This window comes from Acidimicrobiia bacterium, assembly GCA_035471805.1.
GTDB lineage: Bacteria > Actinomycetota > Acidimicrobiia > Spongiisociales > JAHEDJ01 > JAHEDJ01.
In genome coordinates this window covers 1-16,480 of the sequence record DATIPS010000019.1, presented here as the reverse complement: position 1 = coordinate 16,480, position 16,480 = coordinate 1, and the positions used below count along the sequence as shown (strand labels likewise).

Below are 16,480 nucleotides of genomic sequence, written 5' to 3'. Positions count from 1 at the left end.
GGTGCCGGGAAACGTCGTATGCGACCTCGACGGTGTCGTATACCGGGGCGACAATGAGATCCCCGGAGGCGGGGAGGCACTGGCCGCCCTCGATGCCCGGGGATACCGAATCATCTTCGCGACCAACAACTCATCCAAGACCGACGAACAGGTGGCGGCGAAGATCACACGTCTGTCCGGATATCCGGCGAGCACCGACCAGATCGTCACTTCGGCCAGGGCGGCCGCCGTGCTCCTCGACGGCGCAGGCGAACGGGTGTACGTGGTGGGGGGCGAGGGGCTGCGGGTTGCCATGACCGACTCCGGTCACGAACTGGTCGCGTCGGGTAGGGACGCCAGCGCCGTAGCAGTCGGATTCGACCTGGACCTCAGCTACGACAAGCTGAGAGAAGCGACCAGCGCGTTGCGTGCCGGGGCGCGGTTCATCGCCAGCAATCTCGACACGACTTTCCCCGCCGCGGAGAATGACATCTGGCCGGGTGCCGGATCCATCGTCGCCGCGCTCGAAGCCGCTTCCGGGAGAAAGGCAGAGGCGGCCGGCAAGCCGTTCGGTCCCATGCAGAAACTCATCTCCACCCGTCTGGCGCCCGGTCCTGTGTGGGTGGTGGGAGATCGACCCGAGACCGACCTCGAACTGGGCCGTTCGGCGGGATGGTCCACCGTGCTGACGCTGTCGGGGATCACCCCTCCCTGGGCTGCAGACGGTCACGAAGCCGACATCGTCGTTGCATCGCTCGCCGACCTCCCGGACGCACTCAGCGCCTTCTGAGCCGGCGGGGCAGGGCTCGACGGTGCAGTGCGGTGACACGCCGGAGCAGGCGACTGCGGAGAGCCACCGCGACCACCAACCCGAACACGAATCCGGCGACGTGGGCCTCCCAGGCGATCTGGCCGGCCTGACCGACGAGGGCAAACTGGCCCCAGAACCACAGGATCAGGTAGATCCAGGCGGGCACGTCGAACGGCATGAAGAACAGAAACGGAACGATCGAGGTTACGCGTGCTCTCGGAAAGAGCACCAGGTAGGCGCCCATGACGCCGGCTATGGCTCCCGAGGCGCCGACGAGCGGAATCGTGCTGTCGGGATTGAGGAAAACGTAGCCGGCGGTCGCCAAAGCCCCGGACGCGAGGTAGAAGAGCAGGAACCCGCCCGACCCGAACGCTTCCTCGGCGTTGTTCCCGAAGATCCACAGAATCCACATGTTGCCGAGGAGATGACCTATCCCACCGTGCAGGAACATCGAGACGACCACGCTCAGCCAGATGGACTTGTCCGGGAACAAGTGGGAACCGCCTGCGTCCGATCGGATGCACAACCCGGTCTCGAGTTCTCGAATGTCGAGAGCGTCCATCGTCGTCAACTCGCACGGTATGGCAGCCCACTCGTAGACGAACACTGTGCTCTCGGGGTTGGTCTGTGGCTGCAGCAGGAAGAAGACGGCCAACCCGGCCGCGATGATCATCCAGTTGACGAAAGGTCTGATGACCGTTGGGTTCGTGTCGCGTAGTGGAATCATTGTCTTTGAAAGGCGTGAGATCCGTGTTCCGGACGGCGATAATGGATGCATGGATCTTACGTTGATTTCGAAACGCATCGAGGACCTGGAGAATTCGGAGCCTGCCGAAGCGCCAGATTTGGCCGATGAACTCGCCGAGGCACTTGCCCGGATTCTGGATCCCGACCGGGAGGCCTCGGACTGACGCGTCGCCGGTTGGATCAAGAGATGCTGCGGCGCGGTCTGGTCGCGAGCAGATCCGAAGCGCAATCGGCGATCGAGGAGGGTCGAGTGTCGGTCGGCGGTGTGGCTATACCGAAGGCGTCTTCCCTGGTCGGAGCGGATGTTCCCATAGAACTGGATCCGGGAGGCTCGAGCCGGTTCGTCTCACGGGGTGGTCTGAAGCTCGAAGCAGCGCTGGACGCTTTCGCAGTCGACCCGGCGGGTAAACGCTGTCTCGATGCGGGTGCATCGACCGGAGGATTCACCGATTGTCTGCTCCAACACGGAGCCGCGAGCGTTTGCGCCGTCGATGTCGGTTACGGTCAACTGAACTGGTCGATCCGCCAGGACCCGCGTGTCGACGTGAGGGATCGAACCAATATCCGGCACAGCTCGCCGGCAGACCTCGGCGGCCCGTTCGATCTCATCGTCGCCGACCTGTCGTTCATTTCGCTGTGTACCGTGGGTGAGGTGCTGGCGAGGCTGTCCGCCCCGGCCGCCGATTTGCTGCTTCTCATCAAGCCGCAGTTCGAACTGGGAAAGGGAGAGGTTGGCAAGGGAGGTATCGTGCGCGAGGCTGAAGGCCACAGCCGGGCAATACGGCAGGTGGTGGGTTGCCTGGCGGCCCAGGGACTCGGAACGTGCGGTGTCATCCAATCGCCGATCCGTGGAGCAAAGGGAAACCGGGAGTTCTTCGCTCACCTCCGGCATGGACCGGTACTCGTTGAGGAACAGGACATCGTGGAGACGACGAAACCGTGAAGATCGCCTTAGTTGTGCACAACAAGCTGGAACGAGCCGACGAAGTGGCTCGAATGCTCACCGGGCACGCGCGCGCCGCCGGCCTTCAAGTGGTAGCCGACGAGGGGATTGCCGATCTTCTCGGAGTTGAAACGGTGAACCTCGAATCCGGAGGGCCGTTCGATGTGGTGGCCGCCATCGGTGGCGATGGAACGGTATTGCGGGCCGTCCAGCATGCCCTGTCGAACGACGTTCCCGTCTTCGGGATCAACCTGGGTCGCATAGGTTTCCTGGCGGACGTGGAGCCGGCTCAGGTGGGCCACGTCATAGAGCAGCTGGCGGCCGGGACCTGGACGGAAGTGCAACGGATGACACTCGAGGCTTCGATCCCGGGAGTGGGATCACTGGTAGGAGTGAACGATGTCGTCGTCGAGAAGGTCCTGAACCAAAGGCTCGTCTCGATCGATGTCGCCATCGATGGAGATCCGTTCCTCACCTTCCACGCCGACGGCCTCGTGTTCTCGACACCGCTCGGCTCGACCGCCTACAACCTCTCAGCGGGAGGTCCACTCGTTCACCCCGACGTCGAATCGATCATCCTCACCCCGGTTGCCAACCATTCGCTCTTCTCGAGTGCCATCGTGCTGCCTGCGGATGTCGAGCTGCGTTGCACCGTCGCGAGAGAATGGCCGGTGGGCGTCAACGTCGACGGACACGAGTTGGGTAGCGCCGCCCAAGGCGAGCAGATAATCATTCACCGGGCCGAGAGGAAGGTTCGATTCATCGATTTCTCACGCCGGTCGTATCCACGTCTACTCACCGAGAAGCTGAAGCTCGAATGACGGGCCTGCTCGACGAACTGGCCATCACGAACCTGGGCGTGATCGACCGCGCCCGAATCGAACCCACCGGCGGTCTTGTTGTAGTGACCGGGGAGACTGGAGCCGGGAAGACCCTGCTGCTGGGAGCGGTAGAGCTGATGCTCGGTTTGCCGGCGCGCAGCGGCCTGATAACGGCCGGCAGCGATGAGGCGACGGTTGAGGGCAGGTTCATCTTGGACGGCGAGGAGGTGACTGTGACTCGCCGGCTGGCACGCGGAGGGAAGAGCCGGGCGTACCTGAACGGGTCGATGGTGCCGCTGAAGGTGGTGGCCGAGCGCGTTGCCGGGATCGTTGAGGTGGTTGCGCAGGGTGATCACTTCGCCCTTCGATCTTCGGCCGAGTTGCGCCGCTTGATCGATGCCGCGTTGGACGGCGACGGCCTCGGTTTTCTGGAGGAGTATCGGGCCGCCTGGTCCCGGATCGTGGAACTCCGCAAGGATCAGACTCGCATCGGCGGCGATGTACGAGCTCTCGAACGGGAGCGTTCGCTGGTGGCTTTTCAGGTCGAGGAGATTTCCTCCGCCGGATTCGACCGCGGCGACGACGAGGTGCTCTTCCGTGAGGTTCGACGTATGCGCCACGCCGGCGAACTCCTCGAACTGCTCAGCAGTGTGCGTTCTCTGGTTGAAGACGCAGAAGAGGCTGCCGGCCGTGCCCACTCCGCCACCGGACGAGCGCTCGAGCTCGATCCGGACCTCTCGCCCCTGCACGAGCTGGCGCAGGCCGTCGCAGCCGACCTGGCGGAACTCGGCACCGAAGCGCGTGTCGCAGCCGAGGGCGTGCTCCACGACCCGGAGCTACTCGAGGAGAAGGAGCAGAGGGTCGCCTTGCTGGCAGACCTTCGCCGCAAATACGGAACGGACCTTGAGGAAGTCCTCGAATTCGGGAGACAGGCATCCGTCCGGCTGGGGGAACTGGACAGCCTGATCACAAGAAGCGAGCTGCTCGACACCGAGCTTGCACTGGCCGAAGACCGCCTCGACGCGGCTGCAGCAGAGCTGCGCCGGGCGCGACAGCAGGCTGCCGCCCTTGTCGAACAAGATGCCGAACGCCATCTCCGCGACCTGGGTTTCACGACCCCCTCGATTCGTTTCACCATCGGAGCAACCGACCCTGGCCCCACCGGCGGAGATCGCATCGATCTGCAGTTCGCATCCGATGAGAGAGTACAACCCGGTCCGGTCGCCAAAGTCGCCTCGGGAGGTGAGCTCAGCCGCCTGGTTCTGGCTCTCCGTCTGGCGGGTTCCGCCGGCGAAGCTCCGATAGTGGTGTTCGACGAGGTCGACGCCGGACTCGGGGGACGGACGGCTCTGGCGATGGGCCGGAAACTGGCCGACCTGGCCCGGCACCGCCAGGTGTTGTGTGTAACGCACCTGCCTCAGGTTGCCGCTTTTGCCGACGTCCATTTCGTCGTCGAGCGGGTCGGGGCGTCGGCGTCCGTTCGTCGGGTAGACGATGCCGACCAGATCGAAGAGCTCTCCCGAATGCTCGCCGGACTCTCAGAATCCGAGCGAGGCCGGGAGCACGCTGAGGAACTGAGGCAAACCGCGCTGGCCAGCCGGAGTTGACCGGTGGTTTCGTCGCGAAAAACTTGGGGTTCCCAGAGGGGGTGCTACGCTTCGCGTCCGTGACCAAGTATGTATTCGTCACCGGGGGCGTCGTATCCAGCCTCGGTAAAGGCATCACGGCAGCCTCGCTCGGTCGACTCCTCAAGGCACGGGGCCTCAAGGTCGTTCTCCAGAAGCTCGATCCGTACATCAACGTCGATCCGGGCACCATGAACCCCTTCCAGCACGGCGAGGTGTTCGTCACCGACGACGGCGGCGAGACCGATCTCGACCTCGGTCACTACGAGCGATTCACCGGGGAGCACCTGAGACGCGATTCGAACGTGACGACGGGGTCGATCTATCAGACCGTCATTCAGAAGGAGCGGCGCGGCGATTACCTCGGCGACACGGTTCAGGTCATCCCGCACATCACCAACGAGATCAAAGCACGGGTACGGCGCCTCGGCGAGAGGGACGACGTCGACATCGTGATCACCGAGATCGGCGGCACGGTCGGGGACATCGAAGGGCTGCCATACCTCGAGGCGATCAGGCAGCTTCGCAAGGACGTCGGTCGCGACAACACCCTCTACATACACGTGACCCTCGTTCCGTTCATTGCATCGAGCGACGAGCTCAAGTCCAAACCGACCCAGCACTCGGTCGCCGAACTCCGCTCCCGAGGGATTCAACCGGATGTGATCGTGGTGCGCTCGGATCGGGGCATCGACGAACAGGTCCGTCGCAAGATCAGTCTGTTCTGCGATGTCGAGCCGAATGCAGTCATCAACGTTCCGGACGCTCGGGATATATACGAGGTCCCCCTGATGCTGCGCTCCGCCGGACTCGACGACGTCGTGACCGGTCGACTCCACCTCGAGACCGACGAGCCGGACCTGCGCTCCTGGGAAGCCCTCGTCGCGCGGGCGGCGTCCGTCGAAGACGAAGTGACGATCGGTGTGGTGGGCAAATACGTCGACCTTCCGGATGCCTACCTCTCGGTTGTCGAGTCACTCCGTCATTCATCTCTGGCCCACGGCGTACGCCTCGACCTTCGCTGGGTCCCGAGCGACGACCTTCCCGGCCTTCTCGGATCCTCGTATCTCGAAGACCTGGATGGGATCCTCGTGCCCGGAGGCTTCGGCGGGCGAGGTATAGAAGGCAAGGTGTTCGCGGTTCGTCATGCACGCGAGCAGGGAGTCCCGTTCCTGGGCCTGTGTCTCGGCCTCCAGTGTGCGGTCATTGAGTTCGCCCGCAACGTCGTTGGGTTGAGTGAGGCTCACTCCGGAGAATTCGACCCCACGAGCCCGCATCGTGTCATCGATCTGATGGACAGCCAGCAAGATGTGAACGACATGGGGGGCACGATGCGGCTGGGGCTCTACGCAGCCAAGCTGGAGGAAGGCTCCCTGGTTCGCAAGCTCTACGGCGACGAACTGATATACGAACGGCACCGGCATCGCTACGAGGTGAACAACCGTTATCGCAAAGATCTCGAGGCTGCCGGCATGAAGCTATCCGGGGTATCGCCGGACGGTCTTCTGGTCGAGGTCGTCGAGTTGCCTGGACATCCATTCTTCCTCGCCTCTCAATTCCATCCCGAGTTCAAATCTCGACCGGACGACCCGCATCCGATGTTCCTGGGTTTCATCGAGGCTGCGTTGGAGCATCGCGCCAAGCGTTTGAAGCCCGCTCCGGCGACTGCTGAACCGGCCCGAGCAGAGCTCCCCTGAGGTGCAGTCGATCCCGGCGGCTCTTGTCGGGAGCCGAAAGGCGGCGCGGTTCGGGTTCCTGTCTGTTGAGGTCGAGACCTACCGTTTCGACGAGGGTGACGAGTTCGAACGGATAGTGATTCGGCACCCCGGTGCCGTCGCGGTGGTTCCCGTACTCGATGATGGTGTCGTCCTGATGCGCCAGTTTCGAGCACCGCTGCGCACCATGGTCTTGGAAATCCCGGCCGGCAAGCTGGACGTCGACGGCGAACCCCCGAGCCGGGCGGCTGCTCGGGAATGTGAGGAAGAAACGGGCTACCGGCCGGGCAGGATCGAATACCTACGCACGATCCACACGACCCCGGGTTTCACCGACGAGCGGATCGAGTTGTTTCTGGCGACCGAACTGGTCGAGGTCGGAGCCCGGCCGCAGGGAGCCGAGGAACAGCACGCCGAGATAATCCACATGACGTTTGCCGAGCTCCGATCGGCGATGGCCGCCGGATCGATCACCGACGCGAAGACATTGCTCGCTTTGAACGACGTGCTGGCTCGGTACAACGTCGAATGAGCGCGGCGAGGCGGCCGGCGTGAGCCTGGAGAACGGAATAGCCGAGTACCTCGCGTCGCTGACCGTCGAGCGCGGCCTGGCTCCGGCCACCATCAAGGCCTACCGTCGAGATCTCACCGACTATCTAGGGTTTCTCGATGGTCGAACGCCATCGGCCGGGCTGGTCGATGACTTCGTGGCCTCCTTGAACAGACGGGGTCTGCGCGCGACGACGATCTCTCGCAAGGTCGCGGCACTACGCGGATTACACCGGTTCCTGGTGATCGAGGGAACCGAAAGCGCGGACCCGACGACCATGGTCCAGGCACCACAACCCGGCCTGCGACTACCCAAGGCACTAGAGATCGACGAAGTCGAGCAACTGATCACGGCTCCCGACGTGCGGACTTCCTTGGGACGGCGCGACCGGGCCATTCTCGAATTCATGTACGCCTCCGGCTCCAGAGTCGCAGAAGCCGTCGGTCTCGATGTGATCGACCTGGATCTCGAGGACAGGACGGCACTCGTCACGGGCAAAGGCGGAAAGCAGCGTTTGGTACCGATCGGAGCTCATGCCGTCCTGGCCATCGAGTACTACCTGCCTGATCGTCGGGCCGCGTTGGGCGGAAGGCCCGACCCCGGCGCGGTCTTCCTCAACGCCAGGGGAGGGCGCCTGACCCGGCAGGGTGTGTGGGGAATCGTCCGGAAAGCAGCGGCCAGGGCCGGGATGTCACAGGCGGCTGTTTCGCCTCATGTCTTGCGTCATTCGGCGGCGACGCACATGGTCCAGGGAGGCGCAGACCTGCGGTCGGTCCAGGAGATGCTCGGCCACGCTAGTATCTCCACAACCCAGATCTATACGAAAGTGTCGCCTCGTCATCTGATCGAGGTGTACGTCGAGTCTCACCCACGGAGCCGATTGTCATCAACTACGACGCCGCCAAGACCCTGCTCAACGAAGAGCGTCTGAAGCTCGTCCATCAACTCGAGGAACTCGGCGCTACCGAGACGGGTGATCTGCGCTCCGACGTGCAGTTCGGCGACGGCTTCGCGGATGCCGGAGCAGCGACCGCGGAGCGTACCGAAGTCCTGGGCCTCGTCGAGAGCCTGAAGCGGCAACTCGACTCGGTGGACGCCGCTCTGGCCAAACTCGATGCCGGTACGTACGGCCGGTGCGCGAAATGCGACAAGGAGATCGGCGCGGCAAGGATGGAAGCTCGCCCGACCTCCGTTCTCTGCATGGACTGCAAGTCCCGCCGTTCCTGAGAGCGGGGCGATTCGGATGCGGGGCCGCGCTATCGGTTCGTGGTGGCACCTAGCCCGCAGGTTCTTCGAGGTGGCAACCGCCGGACCTCTCGACGATTCAGAGGGGGCACAGGTTGCTTCGTGGCTGAGGTCAACCGAGGAAAGAGCCCTCTTCTGCGAACAGCCGATCGCCGATCAACGACATGCCTACAGAGCGGCCGGCCGGATTCACGGTCTCGCCCCGGACCGCCTCGATCTGATCAGGGCGGCGCTCTTCCATGATGTCGGCAAGCGGCACTCCGGCCTGGGGATATTCAGACGTTCGATCGCCAGCGCCATGATGAAACTCGGCCTGCCGCTGCGGGGCAAGAGCGCCGCCTACGTCGATCACGGCCGCCTGGGCGCCGGGGAACTCGAAGCGCTGGGTTGCGAGCGGGTGGTGGTCGAGTTTGCACGCCATCATCACGACGGCCGCCCGAACGAGATCAGCGTCGGGGATTGGCGTCTGCTCGAGATGGCCGATCACCCGGGAAAGCCACCGCACCCTCAGCCGCCTGCAATACGATGAGGATCGACCATGACCTATGAAGTCAAGACAGCCGTGTTCGAGGGACCACTCGACTTGCTCCTCCAACTGGTCTCGCGCCATCAGGTCGATATCGCCGGGTTGAGCCTCATCGACATCGTTTCCGAATATGTCTCCTACATCGATGAGATCCGGCGACTGGACCTCGACCTGACCAGCGAGTTCCTGTTGATCGCCGCCACCCTCATCCAGTTGAAAGCTCGCCACCTGCTCCCGGACGACATCGATATCGATCTCGACGAAGAACTGGCCCTAATGGAAGAGCGCGACCGGTTGATCACCCGGTTGCTGCAGTGCGTGACTTTCAAGGATGTGGCTGCGGTGCTCGGACACCGGTTCCAGGCGAACAACCGCTATATGGAGCGGAGAGCCGGTCTGGACCCGATGGTCGTAAAGACGCCGCCCGAAGTCCGAATCCCGCTCGACCTCGACGGCTTCGCCGCCCTTGCACACCGTGTCTTCACGGAGCGCTCAGGAGAGCCCGACCTGGATCATCTGGATCTCGACCTTCCCTCCGTCGAGCAGGCCATCGACGAGCTGCGGGTCAGGTTCGCTTCGCTGGCCGAGTCTACGTTCGACGAGGTCGTTGAACACTGCACCCGCAAAGTAGAGGTGGTCGCGTACTTCCTGGCTCTCCTCGAACTCGCCAGGTGGGGTTTGGTCAACGTCGCTCAAGATCACTGGCTCGCTCCGATTGAGATTCGCCACACCGGTGACGGAAACGTTCTCGTCAGTGAATGGAGCAGATGATGGACAACCCGTCGATCATCGAAGCGATCCTGTTCGTGGCCGAGACGCCCGTTCCGCTCGAGGAACTTTCGGAGGTTCTGGAGTTGCCGGCAGACGACGTGCGGTCCGCACTCGATGCTCTGGCCGATCGTTTGTCCGGGCGGGGACTGGAGCTCCGCAACGTGGGGGGTGGCTGGAGGCTGTATACCGCGCCCGACGCCTTCCCGTACCTGGACCGCTTTGCGACCACGGCCACCGCGACCCGGTTGTCGCAAGCTGCGCTCGAGACATTGGCAGTTGTCGCCTACCAGCAGCCGGTCTCCAGGTCGCAAGTGTCCGAGATACGCGGTGTCGATTCGGATTCGGCGCTGCGGACGCTGGAACGGCGCGGCCTGATAGTAGAGACCGGCCGCCTGGCGCTGCCGGGTACTCCGGCGGTCTACGGAACCACCGACCTCTTCCTCGAGAAGATGGGACTCCGATCACTCTCTGAGCTGCCTCCCCTTGCCGACCATGTGCCGGCGGCTTCGGTGGTCGAGTCGCTCGAAGAAACCTTCAAGCCTTGAACGAACGGTTGCAGAAGGTGGTAGCCCGGTCCGGACTGTGCTCCCGGCGCGCTGCCGAGGAGCTGATCAGGGCCGGCCGCATCAAGGTCGACGGGTCGGTCGCCCACCTGGGGCAGAAGATCGATCCCGAAGTCGAGCGTGTGGAAGTCGATGAAGTAGCGCTCCCGGTTGCCCCCGGTCTCGTGTACTACCTGTTGAACAAACCGGCGGGCGTGGTCAGCACCGCCGAGGACACACACGGTCGCAAGACGGTCGTCGACCTGGTTCCGGAGGGCTCGAGGGTGTTTCCGGTTGGACGTCTGGACCTGGACTCCGAAGGTCTCATCCTGTTGACCAACGACGGTGACCTTGCACAACACATAACGCATCCCAGCAACCGCGTCACCAAGACCTACACCGCCCTCGTTCACGGGACTCCCAAGCCGGCAGACGTCCGCAGGTTGACCGACGGTGTCGAACTCGACGACGGCCCGGCTCGTGCCGTGTCCGCCAGGATCGTGGACGCACAGGGTGAGAACACGATGCTGGAAATCGTGATGGGCGAAGGGCGCAAGCGTGAAGTTCGGCGCATGTGCAGCGCGATCGGTTCGCCCGTCATCACTCTCTTTCGTTCCGCAATCGGCCCGTTGCGTGATGGGAACCTGAAGAGCGGGGAGTGGCGTCCGTTGACGATCGACGAAGTTCGTTCCCTGTACGGATCGACCGCGCCGTGACCGCCTACGAAGTTCGTCACGGACGGGTGACCGGATCCCTGGAGATACCGGGCTCGCGCAGTATCACAAACCGCGCACTGGTGATCGCCGCCCTGGCTAGTGGACCCAGTTCGCTGCTGCACCCGCTGGAGGCCGAGGACACGGAGGCTATGCGCTCCTGCCTGCGGGCCCTCGGGGTAGCTATCGCGGACGATGACCCGGAGGCGTGGATAGTGGAAGGCTCGGCCGGTCTCCTTTCGGTTCCCGGCGCACCTCTGGAAGTCGGAAACTCCGGCACGACGGCTCGATTCATCACAGCAGTGAGCACGCTCGTACCCGGTCGGGTCGTGATAGACGGCAGTGCCCGCATGCGCCTCCGGCCGATCACCGATCTCGTAGCTGCTCTGCGCGCCCTCGGAGCGCAAGTCGAGATGCTCGGTGATGGCGAAGGTCCGCCCCTGGCCGTCGGCGCCAAGAACCCGGTGGGACGGTCGATCACGATCGACGCCACGAGGTCGAGTCAGTACGTCTCAGCGGTGGCCATGATCGCTCCTCTCCTCGACGGCGACACGGAGATTCGTTTCCTCAACGACGTCCTCGTCTCCCGACCATATGTTGAGATGACGCTCGACGTCATGGCCGCATTCGGGGCCGCAGCCGAGATGCGGCCGGGACCGATGATTCACGTTCGCGGATCTACCGGTTATCGAGGGACGGGCTATTCGATCGAACCGGACGTCTCGGCTGCGGTTTATCCCGCCGCGGCAGCCGCAGTGAGCAATGGAACGATCGAGATCGTGGGGGTCGACGTTCGCTCTAGACAACCGGATCTGTTGTTCTTCGAGGTCCTGGCCGATATGGGTTGTTCGGTCGAGTGGACTAAAACGGGGGTGCGTGTCTCGGGACCTGGGCGGTTGGCTGCGGTGTCGCGAGACATGAACTCCGCCCCGGACGCCGCCCTCATGCTGGCGGTTGTCTGTGCGTTTGCCGCCGGGGTGTCGACGGTTTCGAACATCGGCAACCTCCGCATCAAGGAATCCGACCGGTTGACGGCCCTCCGGGAGCAACTGGCGGTGATCGGCATCACAGCACACACAACGGCTGATTCGATCGTGGTGGAGGGGGGTTCACCACATGGGGGGGAAATAGCCACGTACGACGACCACCGCATCGCCATGGCATTCGCAGTCGCCGGCGTGGCCACCCCGGGCGTCGGGATCGTGGATCCGGAATGTGTTGCGAAGACGTGGCCGGGATTCTTCAACGCACTCGAATCGGTCACAGTTCCGGCGGCTATGGTCCGCCCCGATATGGGAATCATTGTCGCGATCGACGGACCCGGCGGGTCGGGCAAGACGACCGTGAGTCGTGCAGTGGGGGAGAGGCTCGAGTTGCCACACCTCGACACCGGTGCCTTCTATCGGGCGGCGACACTCGTAGCCTTGGAAGCATCGCTTGATCTCGACGACACATCTGCGGTGATCGCAGAAGTCTCCCGGCACAGGTTCGGGTATGCGGGCGGCAGGATGCTGATCGACGGGCGTGATGTGGGGTCGGAGATTCGCACGGAGGCCGTGACAAGAGCATCGAGCCCGGTATCCGCCATCCCTGAGGTCCGCCGACTTATGGTCGCACAGCAGCATGAGTGGGTTGCCGGGCAGGGGGGCAGTGCGGTTGTCGAAGGCCGGGACATCGGAACGGTCGTCTTCCCGGAAGCGGGCTTGAAGGTCTTCCTGACGGCACGACCGGAGGTACGAGCCACCAGACGCGCCTCTGAGCAGGGTCACGAGGATGTGGAGCGGGTCGCAAGCGATCTTCACCGTCGGGACACGATCGACTCGACGCGGGCGGATTCGCCGCTGACCGCCGCACCGGACGCAGTGATACTCGACACCTCCGATCTGACGATCGAAGAAGTAGTCGACCGCATCGTGGTGACCGCCAGAGAGCGGCAGACGGGTTGAACCGCAGTTCAGCGGCTTATAGCTGCGAGCGCCTCCGTCGCATCCCATTCCGGGTCTCGATCCAGCGGTCCCGGCTCGGCCTGCCGTTGAGCGCCGAATCCGGCTTCAACAGTGAGCTGAAGCACCCGTAGGAGAGTTCGAAGCTGGGGTGGAAGAGGAAAATACTCACCCTCCTCCGTGATCTGAAGCAAACGCACCCCTTCGCTGGGGTTGACTCTGTCTATCACTTCTTGAACGAGGTGGTCCGGAGCAGACGCACCGGCCGTCACTCCCACGACCTGCGCTGCGTCCAGCCAGGCGGGATCGATCGCCGAGGCGTCATCGATACGGTGTGCATTCACACCGGCCTCCCGAGCGACACGCACGAGCGCGCGAGTGTTGGACGATGACGCCGACCCGACGACGAGAATGAGGTCGGCCTCATCGGTGAGCGAACGCACTGCATCCTGTCTGTTCGTCGTGGCGTAGCAGAGGTCGCTCTTCCTGGCTGTTGAGATCGAAGGGAACTTGCGGCGGGCATCATCGAGTACCGCTTGCCATTCGTGAACGCCGAGCGTGGTCTGCGCGAGCAGGGCAACCTTCGCCGGATCTGCCGGATCGAAAGTGCTCAACCCGGTCTCCGGTTCCACGAGTGTGATCGCTTCAGGGGCCTCGGCGACGGTTCCGACCGCTTCGTCGTGGCCCTCGTGGCCAACGTAGATGATTTCGAATCCGCGCTCTGCCATCCGTCGGACTTCGTGATGGACTTTGGTGACCAGGGGACAGACCGCATCGACCACTATGCCGGCTCGGGACTCGGCCCCGGAAACGACCTCCGGGGCCGAACCGTGGGCCGACAGCATGACAGGTGATCCGATGGGAACCTCATCGATGTCATCAACGAAGACAACGCCGACGTCTTCGAAGGCTTTCACCACCCATCGATTGTGCACGATCTCGTGGAAGCAATAGACCGGTGCTTCGAACACGCGCACCATCCAGGTGAGCGCTTTGATGGCCATCTCGACACCGGCACAGAAGCCACGCGGTTCGGCAAGGAGCACTATCGATGGGGGCATGGGGCAAAGGCTAGGTGATTCCGGTCTATAGCTGTGGCACGGCTCGAGAGGCGGCATGGCGATGCGCGGAAGCTGTGTGTTCTGTCCCTCGCCGAAATGCGTCCGACGGGGTCGCCGCGCCGGGAGGCCGGGCAGCCGCGGGCGGGTTCGGTCGGAGTACCATCTACCTCACTTATGTCCCGTCTTCCAATTGTCGCCGTCGTCGGGCGCCCCAATGTCGGCAAATCGACTCTCATCAACCGGATCATCGGCCGTCGTTCTGCAGTCGTCGAGGAACGCCCCGGTGTAACGCGAGATAGGCGCGAGTTCGTAGCCGACTGGAGCGGACGTCGGTTCCTTTTGATAGACACCGGGGGATGGCAGGTGGCGGGTGATGAACTGGCGACGGATATCTCCGGGCAGGCGGAGGCGGCGCTCGCAAGTGCCGATGTCGTCCTCTTCGTGCTCGATGCTTCGACTTCGATCGCAGACGACGATCTCGGCGTGGCGGCGTTGCTCCGGTCCACTCCTGATCGGGTAGTGGTCGTCGCCAACAAGGTGGACGACGCAGCACGCGAGTTGGACATCGCCGAACTGTGGAGCCTTGGGCTCGGTGAGCCGATTCCCATTTCCGCATTGCACGGTCGCGGTACGGGTGATCTACTCGACCGCCTCGTCGAGAGGCTTCCCGCCCTGGACAGGGTGCCTGAGACGGACCCGCTGCCCAGGTTGGCAATCGTCGGACGTCCCAACGTCGGCAAGTCCACACTCTTGAACCAGCTGTTGAAGGATGAACGGGTCCTCGTGTCGCCGGTGCCCGGCACGACCAGGGATCCCATCGATGCAGTGGTCGCGCTGGGCGGGGTCCAGTACAACATCGTCGACACGGCAGGAATCAGGCGCGCCCCCAAGGTCAAGGAGGACACCGAGTTCTACTCCGTGCTCAGGGCGCGCGAGGCTCTGGCCGCCGCCGACGTTGCGCTCCTCCTCATCGACTCGGTAGAAGGGGTGACTCAGCAAGACCAGCGGATCGCGGAAGAAGCCGCCGATGGTGGCGCCGGACTCATCGTCATGTTGAACAAGTGGGACATCGCCGACCTCGAACAGCGGGAAGCGACGGAAGCCGCGGTCGCCAGACGGCTCGGATTCATCTCGTGGGCTCCGGTTCTCCGCATCTCGGCCAAGACGGGTGCCCGACTTCACCGCCTCGACAAGACGCTGGAGCTGGTTATCCATAATCGGTCACGGCGCATACAGACCCCCAGGCTGAACCGTCTGGTCAGAGAGTGGCACGCGGCCCACCCGCCACCGGTGAGAAAGGGCCGCCGCCCGCACATCGTGTATGCCGTCCAGGCAGGAGTAGAGCCCCCGACCATTGTCGTGTTCGTGGGTGGGGGAGTGCTGGGCGAGGACTACCTGCGTTTCCTCGAGAACCGCATCCGTGGTGTCGAGGACTTCATCGGCACCCCGGTCAAAGTGGTCGCCCGCCGGCGCGGTCGCAAAGATGGCACCTGAGGCCGACCGCAAGCGCCCACCAATTGGATACATCCTCACACTGACCGTGGTCGGCCTCTACCTGTCGATACGCCTCGTTGAAGGGGTGAGGTGCGTTGGTGACTGGGTCTTCGGTCTTGGGACTTGTCCATGGTGATCGCCGGCGACCTCGACGGCGCCTGCGACGGTCATCACGAAGGCTAAGATCCCTGATCTACGGGCTGTGGCGCAGCTTGGCAGCGCGCTTGACTGGGGGTCAAGAGGTCGCGGGTTCAAATCCCGCCAGCCCGACCAGAGAAGCCCTTGCATTTGCAGGGGCTTCTTCATGTGACGGATTGTGCCGGTTTCGGGCCCGGCATAGATTCGGCAGACCAGGTCGCCTGAACTCGTCCCTGAACGGGCAAAGGAATGGCTTAGAACGTCGTCGACATCAGGGGTTTCTCACCAGAATTGTTCGATTCGACAGTCCGACCCCTTCGTAGCCAAGCCAATCGCCCCCGATGGCACGGCCGACACGAGGTCGTCTTATGAGTCGCGATGAAGTCACCCGTCAGACCTGCCTCCTGGTTCTCGCGAGGGCAGCGGATCGGCACCACCGAGAACCGAATGACCCTTGCTTACGTACTGACGGGAAACCCCATACATGAGGAGAGACAATGCGGCGACTGGGAACCACTCTCGCAATCCTGGCCATGGTGACGGCGGCGTGCTCGGCCGGTGGCGCCGACGAACAGGCAACGACCAATCCGCCGACAACGGCTGCTCCTTCGACCACCACCACTCAGGCACCCACGACCACCACCACCGAATCCGAGACATCCGGCGGGCTGGTGGAGTTGGCTGATTCGTCGTTGGGGTCCATCCTGGTTGATGGTGACGGCAATGTGCTCTATCTGTTCACTCCTGATGCGCAGGGTGAAAGTGTCTGTTACGACGAGTGCGCCGGCTTCTGGCCTCCGCTGGTAGGTGAGTTCGAAGCCGGTGATGGTGTGGACGCTGCCCTGCTGGGTTCGGT

At 63.4% G+C, this 16,480-nt stretch carries 18 protein-coding genes and 1 tRNA gene; 17 read left to right on the top strand and 2 right to left on the bottom strand.

Annotation, left to right across the window (positions count from 1 at the left end; genetic code table 11):
- Position 1: 1 nt before the first annotated feature.
- A complete protein-coding gene (locus tag VLT15_04105; protein ID HSR44399.1) occupies positions 2–769 on the top strand; it encodes an HAD-IIA family hydrolase in 768 nt (255 codons plus the stop codon).
- Here the strand turns inward: VLT15_04105 and VLT15_04100 are convergent.
- Positions 756–1,517: a rhomboid family intramembrane serine protease gene (locus tag VLT15_04100; GenBank protein ID HSR44398.1), complete on the bottom strand. Its 762-nt coding sequence runs from the start codon at positions 1,515–1,517 to the stop codon at positions 756–758. The genes VLT15_04105 and VLT15_04100 overlap by 14 nt on opposite strands.
- 49 nt (positions 1,518–1,566) lie before the next feature.
- Here VLT15_04100 and VLT15_04095 point away from each other — a divergent pair, with 49 nt between their 5' ends.
- The 13 genes from VLT15_04095 to aroA all read left to right on the top strand — a co-directional run bounded on the left by VLT15_04095 (position 1,567) and on the right by aroA (position 12,934).
- On the top strand, positions 1,567–1,701 hold the full coding sequence (locus tag VLT15_04095; protein ID HSR44397.1) for a hypothetical protein: 135 nt from the start codon (positions 1,567–1,569) through the stop codon (positions 1,699–1,701).
- A gap of 11 nt (positions 1,702–1,712) precedes the next feature.
- On the top strand, positions 1,713–2,480 hold the full coding sequence (locus VLT15_04090) for a TlyA family RNA methyltransferase (GenBank protein HSR44396.1): 768 nt from the start codon (positions 1,713–1,715) through the stop codon (positions 2,478–2,480).
- Positions 2,477–3,301 (top strand): NAD(+)/NADH kinase, encoded by an 825-nt coding sequence (locus VLT15_04085; GenBank protein ID HSR44395.1) that lies wholly within the window; start codon positions 2,477–2,479, stop codon positions 3,299–3,301. The genes VLT15_04090 and VLT15_04085 overlap by 4 nt, the downstream gene beginning before the upstream one ends.
- Entirely contained in the window at positions 3,298–4,908 is a 1,611-nt protein-coding gene (locus tag VLT15_04080; GenBank protein HSR44394.1) for an AAA family ATPase, read from the top strand. Before VLT15_04085 ends, VLT15_04080 begins: the two co-directional genes overlap by 4 nt.
- A gap of 59 nt (positions 4,909–4,967) precedes the next feature.
- Entirely contained in the window at positions 4,968–6,623 is a 1,656-nt protein-coding gene (locus VLT15_04075) for a CTP synthase (protein ID HSR44393.1), read from the top strand.
- Position 6,624: 1 nt separating this feature from the next.
- The gene (locus tag VLT15_04070; protein HSR44392.1) at positions 6,625–7,173 is read left to right on the top strand and encodes an NUDIX hydrolase; all 549 of its coding nucleotides are present in this window, start codon (positions 6,625–6,627) and stop codon (positions 7,171–7,173) included.
- Positions 7,174–7,192: 19 nt separating this feature from the next.
- Positions 7,193–8,122, top strand: coding sequence for a site-specific tyrosine recombinase (locus VLT15_04065; protein ID HSR44391.1), 930 nt, complete (start codon positions 7,193–7,195; stop codon positions 8,120–8,122).
- 59 nt (positions 8,123–8,181) lie between these two features.
- A complete protein-coding gene (locus VLT15_04060; protein HSR44390.1) occupies positions 8,182–8,418 on the top strand; it encodes a TraR/DksA C4-type zinc finger protein in 237 nt (78 codons plus the stop codon).
- 70 nt (positions 8,419–8,488) lie between these two features.
- Entirely contained in the window at positions 8,489–8,965 is a 477-nt protein-coding gene (locus tag VLT15_04055) for an HDIG domain-containing protein (GenBank protein HSR44389.1), read from the top strand.
- Between the two features lie 9 nt (positions 8,966–8,974).
- Positions 8,975–9,733, top strand: a complete 759-nt coding sequence (locus VLT15_04050; protein ID HSR44388.1) for a segregation/condensation protein A — start codon at positions 8,975–8,977, stop codon at positions 9,731–9,733.
- Positions 9,721–10,278: an SMC-Scp complex subunit ScpB gene (gene scpB / locus VLT15_04045; protein ID HSR44387.1), complete on the top strand. Its 558-nt coding sequence runs from the start codon at positions 9,721–9,723 to the stop codon at positions 10,276–10,278. Before VLT15_04050 ends, scpB begins: the two co-directional genes overlap by 13 nt.
- On the top strand, positions 10,275–10,991 hold the full coding sequence (locus tag VLT15_04040; protein ID HSR44386.1) for a pseudouridine synthase: 717 nt from the start codon (positions 10,275–10,277) through the stop codon (positions 10,989–10,991). The genes scpB and VLT15_04040 overlap by 4 nt, the downstream gene beginning before the upstream one ends.
- On the top strand, positions 10,988–12,934 hold the full coding sequence (aroA, locus tag VLT15_04035) for a 3-phosphoshikimate 1-carboxyvinyltransferase (protein HSR44385.1): 1,947 nt from the start codon (positions 10,988–10,990) through the stop codon (positions 12,932–12,934). The genes VLT15_04040 and aroA overlap by 4 nt, the downstream gene beginning before the upstream one ends.
- A gap of 8 nt (positions 12,935–12,942) precedes the next feature.
- Here the strand turns inward: aroA and ispH are convergent, their stop codons facing one another.
- On the bottom strand, positions 12,943–13,992 hold the full coding sequence (gene ispH / locus VLT15_04030; GenBank protein ID HSR44384.1) for a 4-hydroxy-3-methylbut-2-enyl diphosphate reductase: 1,050 nt from the start codon (positions 13,990–13,992) through the stop codon (positions 12,943–12,945).
- Between the two features lie 174 nt (positions 13,993–14,166).
- Between ispH and der the strand changes: the two genes are divergently transcribed.
- The 3 genes from der to VLT15_04015 form a co-directional block, all read left to right on the top strand.
- Positions 14,167–15,486: a ribosome biogenesis GTPase Der gene (gene der, locus VLT15_04025; protein HSR44383.1), complete on the top strand. Its 1,320-nt coding sequence runs from the start codon at positions 14,167–14,169 to the stop codon at positions 15,484–15,486.
- A 196-nt stretch (positions 15,487–15,682) separates the two neighbouring features.
- Positions 15,683–15,759 (top strand) — tRNA-Pro (locus VLT15_04020).
- Between the two features lie 362 nt (positions 15,760–16,121).
- Positions 16,122–16,480 (top strand): hypothetical protein (locus VLT15_04015; GenBank protein ID HSR44382.1); only part of this gene is annotated, 359 nt, incomplete at its 3' end.

What these genes read in the sequence shown, in the direction of transcription:
- VLT15_04095 (HSR44397.1), top strand. Translation starts at nt 1,567, where the DNA reads ATGGATCTTACGTTGATTTCGAAACGCATCGAGGACCTGGAGAATTCG.
- VLT15_04100 (HSR44398.1), bottom strand. Translation starts at nt 1,517, where the DNA reads ATGATTCCACTACGCGACACGAACCCAACGGTCATCAGACCTTTCGTC.
- VLT15_04080 (HSR44394.1), top strand. Translation starts at nt 3,298, where the DNA reads ATGACGGGCCTGCTCGACGAACTGGCCATCACGAACCTGGGCGTGATC.
- der (HSR44383.1), top strand. Translation starts at nt 14,167, where the DNA reads ATGTCCCGTCTTCCAATTGTCGCCGTCGTCGGGCGCCCCAATGTCGGC.
- VLT15_04050 (HSR44388.1), top strand. Translation starts at nt 8,975, where the DNA reads ATGACCTATGAAGTCAAGACAGCCGTGTTCGAGGGACCACTCGACTTG.
- scpB (HSR44387.1), top strand. Translation starts at nt 9,721, where the DNA reads ATGGAGCAGATGATGGACAACCCGTCGATCATCGAAGCGATCCTGTTC.
- ispH (HSR44384.1), bottom strand. Translation starts at nt 13,992, where the DNA reads ATGCCCCCATCGATAGTGCTCCTTGCCGAACCGCGTGGCTTCTGTGCC.